10 protein-coding genes are annotated in these 12,402 nt (G+C 62.7%); 6 read left to right on the forward strand and 4 right to left on the reverse strand.

Features of this window, described 5'->3' with window-relative positions; all coding sequences use genetic code 11:
- The first annotated feature begins 108 nt into the window (after positions 1-108).
- From TX24_RS22800 to TX24_RS22825, 6 genes are all read left to right on the forward strand, one after another.
- A complete protein-coding gene (locus TX24_RS22800) occupies positions 109-1,032 on the forward strand; it encodes a substrate-binding domain-containing protein (protein WP_014719049.1) in 924 nt (307 codons plus the stop codon).
- A gap of 63 nt (positions 1,033-1,095) precedes the next feature.
- Positions 1,096-2,604, forward strand: coding sequence for a sugar ABC transporter ATP-binding protein (locus TX24_RS22805; protein ID WP_057711206.1), 1,509 nt, complete (start codon positions 1,096-1,098; stop codon positions 2,602-2,604).
- Positions 2,570-3,562, forward strand: a complete 993-nt coding sequence (locus TX24_RS22810; protein ID WP_003192356.1) for an ABC transporter permease — start codon at positions 2,570-2,572, stop codon at positions 3,560-3,562. The genes TX24_RS22805 and TX24_RS22810 overlap by 35 nt, the downstream gene beginning before the upstream one ends.
- 25 nt (positions 3,563-3,587) lie before the next feature.
- Positions 3,588-4,667, forward strand: coding sequence for an erythritol/L-threitol dehydrogenase (locus TX24_RS22815; protein WP_003192355.1), 1,080 nt, complete (start codon positions 3,588-3,590; stop codon positions 4,665-4,667).
- A 1-nt stretch (position 4,668) separates the two neighbouring features.
- Positions 4,669-6,201 carry an FGGY-family carbohydrate kinase gene (locus tag TX24_RS22820; protein ID WP_057711208.1) on the forward strand — a complete coding sequence of 511 codons (1,533 nt, stop codon included), beginning with the start codon at positions 4,669-4,671 and terminating at the stop codon, positions 6,199-6,201.
- 139 nt (positions 6,202-6,340) lie between these two features.
- Complete coding sequence (locus tag TX24_RS22825) at positions 6,341-7,066, forward strand: SDR family oxidoreductase (RefSeq protein ID WP_057711211.1); 726 nt, start codon at positions 6,341-6,343, stop codon at positions 7,064-7,066.
- On the opposite strand, the gene TX24_RS22830 is transcribed toward TX24_RS22825, so the two are convergent.
- The 4 genes from TX24_RS22830 to TX24_RS22845 form a co-directional block, all read right to left on the reverse strand.
- Positions 7,063-8,067 carry a LacI family DNA-binding transcriptional regulator gene (locus TX24_RS22830; protein ID WP_003192351.1) on the reverse strand — a complete coding sequence of 335 codons (1,005 nt, stop codon included), beginning with the start codon at positions 8,065-8,067 and terminating at the stop codon, positions 7,063-7,065. The genes TX24_RS22825 and TX24_RS22830 overlap by 4 nt on opposite strands.
- A gap of 58 nt (positions 8,068-8,125) precedes the next feature.
- Positions 8,126-8,989 carry a LysR family transcriptional regulator gene (locus TX24_RS22835; RefSeq protein ID WP_003192349.1) on the reverse strand — a complete coding sequence of 288 codons (864 nt, stop codon included), beginning with the start codon at positions 8,987-8,989 and terminating at the stop codon, positions 8,126-8,128.
- 735 nt (positions 8,990-9,724) lie between these two features.
- On the reverse strand, positions 9,725-11,128 hold the full coding sequence (locus tag TX24_RS22840; RefSeq protein WP_057711213.1) for an amidase: 1,404 nt from the start codon (positions 11,126-11,128) through the stop codon (positions 9,725-9,727).
- On the reverse strand, positions 11,125-12,393 hold the full coding sequence (locus tag TX24_RS22845; protein WP_057711215.1) for a Zn-dependent hydrolase: 1,269 nt from the start codon (positions 12,391-12,393) through the stop codon (positions 11,125-11,127). Before TX24_RS22845 ends, TX24_RS22840 begins: the two co-directional genes overlap by 4 nt.
- Positions 12,394-12,402 lie beyond the last annotated feature (9 nt).

Here is a 12,402-nt window from a genome sequence, read left to right on the forward strand (position 1 = left end):
CTGCCGACCAGTGGAGGCTTGCACAGGTCAGATTTACTTGTTAGTTTCTGACAAAATGTTAACGATAACATTTGCTCTAAAAATAAAAACAAAACAGAGACCCATGCCATGAAAATGCTCCCCAAAACCCTGTGTTTACTGGCTGCCAGCATCACCCTGGGCAGCGCGACCCCCGCGTTTGCCGACGCTGCCAAGCCCATCCGCATCGGCGCCTCGTTCCAGGAAATCAACAACCCCTATTTCGTCACCATGAAAAACGCCCTGGAAGAAGCCGGCGCCACCATCGGTGCCAAGCTGATCATCACCGACGCCCGCCACGACGTGTCCAAGCAGGTCAGTGATGTCGAAGACATGCTGCAAAAGGGCATCGACATCCTGTTGATCAACCCCACTGACTCCGTCGGCGTGCAATCGGCCGTCAAGTCGGCCCATGCTGCCGGCGTCGTAGTGGTGGCGGTGGATGCCCAGGCAGATGGCCCGCTGGATTCGTTCGTCGGCTCGAAGAACTTCGACGCCGGTTTCCAGGCCTGTGAATACCTGGCTAAAACCATCGGTGACAAAGGCAATATCGCCATCCTTGACGGCATCGCCGTGGTGCCGATCCTCGAACGTGTACGTGGCTGCAAAGAGGCGGTGGCCAAGCACCCGGATATCAAGATTGTCAGCATCCAGAACGGCAAGCAGGAGCGTGACCAGGCCCTGACTGTCACCGAAAACATGTTGCAGGCCCAGCCCACCCTCAAGGGCATTTTCAGCGTGAATGACAATGGCTCCCTCGGCGCACTCTCGGCTATCGAAGCCAGCGGCATGGACGTGAAGCTGGTCAGCGTCGACGGCGCGCCGGAAGCGATCAAGGCGATCCAGAAACCCGGCAGCCATTTCATCGCCACCTCGGCCCAGTACCCGCGCGACCAGATCCGCCTCGCCCTGGGCATCGCCCTGGCCAAGAAGTGGGGCGCCCAAGTACCGGCCAGCGTGCCGGTGGACATCACCCTGATCGACCAGGCCAAGGCCAAGGACTTCAGCTGGTAAACCCCCCAGGCCCCACGCAATGCGTGGGGCCCAGGTCTTCCTTCTGAGTGCGAGGTCGGCGGTATGAGCAGTCTTCTGAAGCTGGAAAACATCTGTAAGCGTTACCCTGGGGTGCAGGCCCTCAAGGCCATCAACCTGCAAGTGGAGCGTGGCGAAATCCACGCCTTGCTCGGGGAAAATGGCGCGGGCAAATCCACCCTGATGAAGATTCTGGGCGGTGTCGAGCATCAGGACGAAGGGCAGATCCTTATCGACGGGCAGGCTCGAACATTTGCGACCTATCGGGATGCGATTGCCGCCGGGATTGGCATTGTGTTCCAGGAATTCAGCCTGATTCCCTACCTCACGGCGGTAGAAAATATCTTCCTCGGCCATGAGCTGAGCAACCGCTTCGGCCTGTTGCGCAAACGCGAAATGGCCGAGGCCTCTCAGGCGTTGTTCAAGCGCCTGGGGGTCAGCATTGACCTGCACTGCGCGGTCAAGCACCTGAGCGTGGCCGAGCAGCAGTTTGTCGAAATCGCCAAGGCCCTGGCCCTGGACGCACGCCTGCTGGTGCTCGATGAGCCGACCGCGACGCTGACCCCCAGTGAGGCCGAGTTGCTGTTTGACATCATGCGCGAACTCAAGCGCCAGGGCGTGGCGGTGATTTTTATCTCGCACCACCTGGAAGAGATTTTCCAGGTCTGCGACCGTATCAGCGTGCTGCGCGACGGCGGCAATGCAGGCGTCACCGAGGTGGCCGACAGCGACATCGACCGCCTGGTCGAGATGATGGTCGGCCGCCGCCTGGAATGCAGTTTTCCGCCCAAACCCAGCGGCGAACGCGGCCCGTTGCTGCTGGAAGTCAAGGACATCCAACTGGTGCGCAACGGCCCCCACAACCGTTTCAATGTGCACAAAGGCGAGATCCTGGGCTTCGCCGGCCTGGTGGGTTCGGGCCGCACCGAGCTGGCCCTGGGCATGATGGGCGCGTTGCCCACGGTGAGCAAAGACGTGTGGCTGCGCGGGCAAAAAGTCAGCCTCGATGACCCGGCCCAAGCCCTGGCCCACGGCATCGGCCTGCTCCCCGAAAGTCGCAAGAGCGAAGGGCTGATCACCGCCTTCAGCATTCGCGAAAATATCTCGCTGAACAATTTGCCCAAGTATCAGAACGCCTCGGGCCTGATCGACAAGGCCAAGGAATGCGCCAGCGTCGAAGCGCTGATGCGCCAGCTGTCGATCAAGGCACCCAGTGGCGAAAGCCTTGTGGTGAACCTCAGCGGCGGCAACCAGCAAAAAGTCGTGATCGCCCGCTGGATCAACCACCACTGCGACGTACTGGTGTTCGACGAACCCACACGCGGCATCGACGTGGGGGCCAAGGCGCAGATCTACGCGTTGATGCGCAGCCTCACCGAACAGGGCTACGCGATCATCATGATTTCCTCCGAGCTGCCCGAAGTCATCGGCATGTGCGACCGCGTCGCCGTGTTCCACAAGGGCGCCATCGTCAAAGTACTGGAAGCGTCCGCCGTCAATCCTCAAGAGGTCATGCGCCATGCAACAGGGGGCTCAAGTGAATACGTCCATTAACACCGCCGGCACCGGCCGGTTGCGCCTGAACCTGGCGCGGCTGCTGCGCTCGCCCGCGTTTTATCCCTTTGTCGGGCTGGTGGTGGTGACCCTGGTGATGATCCTCGCCAGCGACACCTTCCTCACCGCCAGCAACCTCTCCAACATCGCCCGCCAGGTGTCGATCAACGCCATCATCGCGGTGGGCATGACCTGCGTGATTCTCACCGGCGGTATCGACTTGTCGGTGGGGCCGGTGATGGCGTTGTCCGGCACCTTGACCGCCGGGCTGATGGTCGCCGGGTTGCCGCCGGGCCTGGCGATTGGCGTCGGGCTACTAGTGGGCGTGGCCTTCGGCATCGGCAACGGACTGTTCGTGGCGTACCTGCATATGCCGCCGATCATCGTCACCCTGGCGACCATGGGCATCGCCCGTGGGTTCGGGCTGATGTACACCGACGGCTACCCGATTTCCGGCTTGCCAGAGTGGTTCGCGTTCTTCGGTCGCGCCAGTGTGTTTGGCCTGCAGGTGCCGATCCTGATCATGCTGCTCACTTACCTCGCGGCCTACGTGCTGCTGCAGCACACCCGTATCGGCCGCTACATCTACGCCATCGGTGGCAATGAAGAAGCGGTGCGCTTGTCCGGGGTGCGTGCGGCGCGTTTCAAGCTGCTGGTGTATGGCATCAGCGGCTTCACCGCTGCGATTGCCGGGCTGGTGCTTACCTCGCGCTTGATGAGCGGCCAGCCGAATGCCGGTGTGTCGTTCGAACTCGATGCGATTGCCGCCGTGGTGCTGGGTGGCGCGTCGATTGCCGGCGGCCGCGGAGTGATCATCGGCACTTTGCTCGGCGCCATGCTGCTGGGCGTGTTGAACAACGGTTTGAACATGCTTGGCGTGTCGCCCTACGTGCAGAGCGTAATCAAGGGCGGGATCATTTTGCTGGCGATTTTTATCAGCCGTCAGCGCCATCGTTAATACCTCACTACACAGGACCGAACACATGGACAAGCACACTCACATGCAAGCCGTCGTCTGCCACGGCCCGAAAGACTACCGCCTGGAGCGCATCGGCAAACCCCAGGCGCGTGCCAATGAGCTGGTGATCCGTATCGCCGCCTGCGGCATCTGCGCCAGTGACTGCAAGTGCCACTCGGGCGCGGCGATGTTCTGGGGCGGCGACAACCCCTGGGTCAAGGCGCCGGTAGTACCGGGCCACGAATTTTTCGGCTACGTGGTCGAAGCCGGCGAGGGCGCCGAGGAGCACTTTGAGGTCAAGGTCGGTGACAAGGTCATCGCCGAACAGATCGTGCCGTGTGGCAAGTGCCGCTTCTGCAAATCAGGCAAATACTGGATGTGCGAAGTGCACAACATCTTCGGCTTCCAGCGCGAAGTGGCCGAAGGCGGCATGGCCCAGTACATGCGTATTCCCAAGACCGCCATCGTGCACAAGATCCCCGAATCGGTGTCCCTTGAAGACTCGGCGCTGGTGGAGCCGATGGCCTGCTCGATCCATACCGTCAACCGTGGCGATATCCAGCTCGACGACGTGGTGGTGATTGCCGGTGCGGGCACGCTGGGCCTGTGCATGGTCCAGGTAGCCGCCCTGAAGACCCCGAAAAAACTGGTGGTGATCGACATGGTCGACGAGCGCCTGGAACTGGCGAAAAAGTTCGGCGCCGATGTGGTGATCAACCCCGCCCGTGACAACGCCCGCGAGATCATCAACGGCCTTACGGAGAATTACGGCTGCGACGTCTACATCGAAACCACCGGCGTCCCGGCCGGCGTCACCCAGGGCCTGGACCTGATCCGCAAGCTCGGGCGCTTTGTCGAGTTCAGCGTGTTTGGCGCCGAGACCAGCGTGGACTGGTCGATCATCGGCGACCGTAAGGAGCTGGACGTGCGCGGCGCGCACCTAGGCCCGTATTGCTACCCGATCGCCATCGACCTGTTCGAGCGTGGCCTGGTCACTTCCCAAGGCATCGTCACCCATGATTTCCCGCTGGACGACTGGGCCGAGGCGTTTGAACTGGCCAATTCGACCAAGTCGATCAAGGTGCTGTTGAAGCCGGTGCTCTGAGATGGACTACGTCATCGGTGTAGACATTGGCACCCAAAGCACCAAGGCGCTGCTCGTGGATGCCCAGGGCACGATCATCGCCCAGCACAGCCACGGCTACCGGGTGGACACCCCGAAAGTGCGCTGGGCCGAGCAGTGGCCGCAGGTGTGGCTGGATGCCGTCCAAACCTGCGTGGCCCAGTGCATGGCCAAGGCCGGGGTGCCGGCGCCGCAGGTCAAGGCGCTGTGCATCAGCAGTTTGTACGGTGGTTCGGGCATTGCCGTGGATGCGCAGATGACGCCGCTGCACCCGTGCCTGATCTGGATGGACCGCCGCGCCGGCGAGCAGGTGGCCTGGGTGCGCGAGCGCGTGGACCTGGAGCGCTTGTTCGCCATCACCGGCAACTCGGTAGACAGCTACTACGGCTTCACCAAAATGCTCTGGCTCAAGCAGCACCAACCGCAGGTGTGGGCGGATACCCGCTACCTGTTACCGCCCAACAGCTACATCAACTGGTGCCTGACCGGCGAGTTGGCGGTGGACCACAGCAGCGCCGGGAATATCGGTGGTGTCTACGACGTGGCGGCGCGCAACTGGTCAGGCGAGATGCTGGAGGCGTTGGGTATCGCGCAGTCGATGATGCCCGAGCGGTTGCTGTATTCCGGCGAGGTGGTGGGTGGTTTGCTTGCAGACTGGGCCGCCCGCCTGGGTTTGCAGGCGGGCACGCAGATCCTCGCTGGGGGCGTGGACGCGGCCATGGCGACCCTGGCGGCGGGTGTCACTCAGCCAGGTAATCATGTGGCGATGATCGGCACCAGCATGTGCTGGGGCTACCTGAACCAGCAGGTGGATGCGCGCCATGGTTTGGTGAGCATGCCCCATGTCTACAACGGCCACCACGACCTGTACATCTTCGGCGGTGCGATCACCGCCGGGGCCTCGGTCAGCTGGTTTCGCGAGCAGTTCTGCCAGGCCGAAGAACAGCAGGCCCAGGCCACGGGGCAAGACAGCCTGGCACTGTTGGAGCAGAGCGCGATGAATATTCCGGCCGGCAGCGAAGGCGTGGTGTTTTTGCCTTACCTGATGGGCGAGCGCAGCCCGGTATGGGATGACCGCGCTAGCGGCAGTTTTGTCGGGCTCAACCTCTACCACAGCCGCTTTCACCTGTACCGCGCGGTGCTGGAGGGCGTGAGTTTTGCCCTGCGCCACAATATCGAAGCGGGTACTCAAGGCGCGCACTCCCTGGACCCACGCCTGATTGTGGTGGGCGGGGCGAGCCATTCGGACCTTTGGATGCAGATCATCGCCGATGTCACACGCTACCCGGTGTACACCATCGTCCAGGAGGTAGAAGCGGCCTTGGGCGCGGCGTTGCTGGCGGCGCATACCGTGGGGCTGGTGAGTGATGGGCAGATGGACACCGGCTGGGTGCAGTTGCAACTGCGGGCGCAGCCCAAGCGGGAGAATGTCATGACCTATGACCGGGCGTTTGCCGAGTACCTGAAGCTGTACCCGGCTCTGAAACCGATCATGCACAACCTGCAAACCACCTGATTCAACACGGTCCAGAAATGTGGGAGCTGGCTTGCCTGCGATAGCGGTGTATCAGCACCCGATAAGGAGACTGATACTCCGCTATCGCAGGCAAGCCAGCTCCCACAGTGGATCTTCATTGGTTTTGAGATCTTTATTTATGACCACTACCTTCGACTTCTCTCACCGGCGCATCCTCGTCACCGGTGCCAGCAGCGGCATCGGTCGCGAAATTGCCCAGCAACTGATCGCCAGCGGCGCCGAAGTCTTCGCCCTCGGTCGCGACGCCCAAGCCTTGGCGGCATTGGGTTGCCACACCTTGTGCGTGGACATCGCTGACAACATCACCCTCGACGAAGCCCTGCAAGCTTTGCCGCCCCTGCACGGCCTGGTCAATTGCGCCGGGATTTCACGCCTGGAACCCGCCGCCGCTATCAGCGCCAGCGCCTTCGATCAGGTGATGAACGTCAACGCCCGCGCCGCTGCGCAAGTGGCCAGCCGGGTCGCGGCGAAGATGATTGAGGCGAACATGGCGGGCAGCATCGTCAACGTCTCCAGCCAGGCGTCGTTGGTGGCGCTGGACGATCACCTGAGCTACTGCGCTTCCAAGGCCGCGCTGGATGCAATCACCCGTGTGCAATGCGCCGAGTGGGGCCGTTTTGGCATACGCGTCAACAGCGTCAACCCCACCGTGACCTTGACGCCGATGGCAACCATGGCCTGGTCCGACCCGGCCAAGCGCGACCCGGCGCTGGCTGCGATTCCGTTGGGGCGTTTTGCGCAACCGGCGGAAGTGGCGCTGCCGGTGCTGTTCCTGCTCAGCGACGCGGCGAGCATGATCAGTGGCGTCAGCCTGCCGGTGGACGGCGGCTACACCAGCCGCTAGCCGTTTTCCAGCTGCCCGGCGATGACCACTTTATCCCGTGGCTTGTACGGGTCTTGCAGGCGGTCGAGCAGCAGGCGCACCGCACTGCTGCCGGCCAGGGACGCGTCATGGGCCACGCAGGCGATGGGCACGCCAAAGATATCGGCGAAGGGCAGGCGGTCGATGCCGCAGATGGTCAGGCTGTCATGGGCAATGTTGTGCATGCGTAACGCGCGCAGGGCGCCCAGGGTGATCAACTGGTTGAAACCCATGATCGCGTCCGGCGCCGAGTGTGCGGCCAGGTAGTCGAGGGTATGCAGGTAAGCCGGCATCAGCGTGTAGTCACCCGCCTGCACCTCGACCTGAATGTCGGGGTGTTCGGCCAGCACTTCCCGCAGGCCTTTGAGGCGCTCCACGCTGATGCGCGAGTGCTCGGGGCCGGTCAGCACCAGCAGGCGCTTGAGGTTGGGCGTTTGGCGTAACAGGTAGTGCGCGGCTTGCAAGCCGCTGTGGTAGTTGTCGAGCACCACACGGCTGAACGGGCTGTCGTGGATGGTGCGATCGAGCAGCACCACCGGGGTCTTGCCGTTGCTCAGGCGCTCCAGATAGTCGGGTTGGTAGCTCGGTTCATCGGAGACCGGCGAGAGGATGATCCCCGCCACGCGATACCCCAGCAGGGTATCCACCGCCTTGCTTTCCAATTCCTCCAGCTCATCGGTGTCCACCAGCATGATGGTGTAGCCGTGCTTTTTCGCCTCGCGGGAAATCGCCTTGATCATCTCGCTGTAGAACGGGTTGTCCACCGAAGCGGTGATGACCCCGATGATCAGGCTTTCACTGCGCTTTAGCCCACGGGCGAAGGCGTTGGGCACGTAGTCCAGCTCGCGTGCCACTTCCAGAATGCGCGCCAGGGTGGCGGGTTTGACCAGGTCGGGTTTGCTCAAGGCCCGGGACACCGTAATGGTGGTCATGCCGACCCGTTTGGCAATGTCGCTGATGGTGACGGACTTTTTCTTGTTCATCGGTAAGGCTGCGAGGGGAAACACCAGCAGGCTAGCATGTGCGCAGATGTAGAGTGATTCAAATCAGCGGGTCCCAGCGTTGCGACCAGTCGCCTTCGGCCTTCACCACTGTACGTAGCAGCTCCAAAGCCTGTTGCAACACCGCCGAATCCCGCGCCCGCGAATACACCAGGTAGGTCGGGAAGCTGAATTCCGGCGCCTTGGGCACGCGCTGCATCACGCCGCTGTCCAGGTAGCTTTGCACCACCCGTGTGCGGAAGTAGCCGGCACCGCCGTTTTCCAGAATGTACTGCAACGCCAGCGGCCCCAGGTTGAAACTCACCGCGGCACGCGCACGGTCGGGCAGGGCGGCGTCGTGCTGCTGGCGAAAACCCTGGCCCCAGTCGATATACACGTAAGGCTCGGGTTTGCTCGCCAGTTGCACCAGAATCAGCTTTTCTTCCAGCACCTGCTCCACCTGCAAGCCCGGCCAGTATTGCGGCTGGAACACCAGGGCGGCGTCGAGCACACCCAGCTCTAGTTGGCGCAGCAGGTACTCGCCCTCACGCACTTCGGTGCGCAGAGCATGGCCCGGAATGTGTTCGCGCAGCGCCTTGGCCCAGCCGAGCATCAACGGGTTGCACAGGCTGACTTCACCGCCGATATGCAGCACGTTGCGATAGCCGTCTGGCAATGGCAGGTCGCGGCGCGCCGCTTCCCAGGTTTGCAGCAACTGGTTGGCATACACCACGAAGGCCTCGCCGTCGGCGGTCAGCCGCGCACCGGCACGGTTGCGCACGAACAGGGTGCAGCCCAGCTGGTTCTCCAGGTTTTTCACCCGGGCGGTGATGGCGGTCTGGGTGACGTGCAGTTTCTCGGCCGCTGCGGCCAGGCTGCCGCAGCGGGTGATTTCGAGGAAGGTGCGTGCCAGTTCGATGTCCATGAAGCCCCCGGGGATGAATAGGGGCATTGTAGAGCGATGCAGGATTGGAATGCGATCCATGTGGGAGCTGGCTTGCCTGCGAAATCGCTGGTTCAGTTAGCCCATTGGCCTCTGACACACCGCTATCGCAGCATAGGTATCTACATAACTTTGGTACGACGCTGTATCTGTGGCGAGGGAGCTTGCTCCCGTGGCGGCCTGACAGCGACGCTTATCCACCTGACGCGCCGCAGTCCTATGTGGGAGCTGGCTTGCCTGCGAAGACGGCCTGACAGTCAACTGGGATGTTGGATCAGAGCGCGTACATATCCGTTATTTAGGTAACGGCCACTTAGGGTTCCGCCCTGACGGCGGCTCACTTTGCAAAAGCGGCAAAGTAAGCAAAACGCTCTTGCCCCACCACTCGGCACCTCGCTTAGGCTCGGTGTGCCCGTAATCCGCCAGTGATTTGGGGGGCCGCCGCCACGCGCCATCCATGGCGCGGGGCGGCTAAACCGGCATCCCTGCCGGTTTACCCCCCAAATCCCTGTCGAATTCCGGCCAGCGTGGTTTAACGGGGCGCCTGAGATCAAGATCAAAAGCAGATCAAGAGCGGCTCGCTTCGCATCGTGGTTACCGTTGGCTGCTACAACCTACAAAATTGTGTAGAAGCTGCGACGGCGGTGTGTCAGAGGTCAATGTGCTGATTGAACCAGCGCTATCGCAGGCAAGCCAGCTCCCACAGTTGTAGGTATTTCAGGTCGGGATTTTCGGTGTGTGCAAGTGCGCTGTGGGGAATGCCTGTGCATACGCGTGACACACCCTAAGTACCTGTTCATCGGCAAACCGCGCGCCCACCACATGCAAGCCCACTGGCAAGCCATTTGCCGCCAACCCGCAGGGCACTGACGCCGCCGGTTGCTGGGTGAGGTTGAACGGGTAGGTGAACGGCGTCCATTCCATCCACTCAGTCATTCCCGAACCCGGCGGTACGTTGTGCCCGGCTTCGAACGCGGTGATCGGCATCATCGGTGACACCAGCACATCGTAATGCTCATGGAAAGCCGCCATCTGTGCGACCAGCGCCGCCCGGGCTTCCAGGGCTGCATTGAAATCATCCAGGCTCAAGCGCTCGCCCCGTTGTGCAATGCGTAGCAGCCCTGGGTCCAGAAGTTGCCTTTGCGCCTCGCTCATCGTGCCGGTCAGGCGTGCTGCGCCGGCAGCCCATAGGGTGCTGAACACCTCCAGCGGGTCGCTGAAACCGGGGTCGATCTGCTCGACATGGGCGCCCAGTTGCACCAGGCCCTGCACAGCCCGATCCACTACCTGGGCAACTTGCGGGTCGACTTTCACATAGCCGAACGTGGGGCTATGGGCGACACGCAACCCTTTCAAGTCCGTTCCTGGAATGAGCCAGGGCGTGGTTCGCGGCGCACCGATCAAGCCGTCCCGTGCATCCGGTCGCGCCACGGCTTGCAGCATCAGCACGCTGTCTTCCACGGTGCGCGTCATCGGCCCCAGGTGCGACAGAATCGTCATGGAACTGGCCGGCCATTGCGGTACATAGCCGAAAGTCGGCTTGATCCCGAAGGTGCCGGTAAACGCACAGGGAATGCGGATCGAGCCACCGGCGTCGCTGCCCTGGTGCAGCACGCCCAGGTTCAATGCCGCCGCCGCAGCGGCGCCCCCGGATGAACCGCCGGCGGTGGTGCGCGTGTCCCACGGGTTACGGGTGATGCCGTACAGCGGGTTGTCGGTCACGCCTTTCCAGCCGAATTCCGGGGTGGTGGTCTTGCCCAGCAGCACCGCGCCGGCCTTGCGCATGAAGGCCGAGAAGGGCGCGTCGACGTCCCATGGGCCCTCGGCACTGGAGGTGCGCGAGCCTTTGCGCGTGGGCATGCCGACCGTCAAGGTGAGGTCTTTGATCGACGCCGGTACGCCATCCAGTGCGCCGCAAGGTTCGCCTTTGAGCCAGCGCTGTTCCGACGCTCGCGCCGCGTCCAGTGCGCCTTGCGGGTCGACATGGCAGTAGGCATTCACCACCGGGTTGTAGCGCTCGATGCGCAGCAGCGCATCTTCAGTGACCTCCACGGGGGACAAGCTTTTGTCGCGAAAATGCTGCAACAGCTGCACCGCTGTCAGTTGGCCAATCTCACTCATGCCAGATCCCCCTGGGCCGCGTTCACCATGGCGCGCAGCAACACCGCGCAACCCGCCGCCAGGTCATCCGGCGCGGCGTTTTCGATTTCGTTATGGCTGATGCCGCCTTCGCACGGCACAAAGATCATCCCGGCCGGGCCCAGTTCTGCGACGAAGATCGCGTCATGCCCGGCGCCGCTGACGATGTCCATATGGCTCAAGCCCAATGCCTTGGCACCTTCGCGCACGGCGTTGACGCAGGCCGGGTGGAAGTCCAGCGGCGGAAAGTCGGCGGTGGGCGTCAGTTCAAACGACAAGCCGTGGCGGGCGGCCGATTCTTTGATCACTGCGCGCACTTCATCGACCATGGCTTGCAGCTTGTCGGCGTGCAGGTGGCGCAGGTCGATGGTCATGTTTACTTGGCCGGGGATCACGTTGCGTGAGCCAGGGTGCAGGTTCAGGCAGCCGACGGTACCGCAGGCGTGAGGCTGATGCTGATGGGCGATACGGTTGACCGCGCTGACCACCTCGGCAGCGCCCACCAGGGCGTCCTTGCGCAGGTGCATGGGTGTAGGGCCCGCATGCGCCTCCACGCCAGTGAGGGTCAGGTCGAACCATTTCTGGCCCAGGCAGCCCATCACCACGCCCAGGGTAATGGCCTGGTCCTCCAGCACCGGGCCTTGCTCGATATGCGCTTCGAAATACGCCCCCACCGGGTGGCCCAGCGCCGCACGCGAACCTGCATAGCCGATGCGCTGCAATTCGGCGCCCACCGACAGGCCCTGGTCGTCGCGCTTGTCGAGGGTCTCCTGCAAGTCGAACTTCCCTGCAAATACCCCGGAGCCCATCATGCACGGCGGGAAGCGTGAGCCTTCTTCGTTGGTCCATACCACCACTTCGATGGGCGCCTGGGTTTCGATCTGCAAGTCATTGAGCGTGCGGATCACTTCCAGCCCGGCCATTACCCCGTAGCAACCGTCGAACTTGCCGCCGGTGGGCTGGGTGTCGATATGGCTGCCGGTCATCACCGGGGGCAGGGCGGGGTTGCGGCCAGGGCGCCGGGCGAAAATATTGCCGATGGCATCCACACTGACGCTGCACCCGGCGGCTTCGCACCACTGCACAAACAGGTCGCGGGCCTGGCGGTCCAGGTCGGTGAGGGCTAGGCGACACACGCCGCCCTTGGCCGTGGCGCCGAGCCGGGCCAGGTCCATCAGCGACTGCCACAAGCGGTCGCGGTTGATCAGCGGGGCATTGCTCTGGAGCGGTTGCGCAAGACTGTTCATCAGGAATCT

Origin of the sequence: Pseudomonas lactis (assembly GCF_001439845.1) — a bacterium.
Classification (GTDB): Bacteria; Pseudomonadota; Gammaproteobacteria; order Pseudomonadales; family Pseudomonadaceae; genus Aquipseudomonas; species Aquipseudomonas lactis.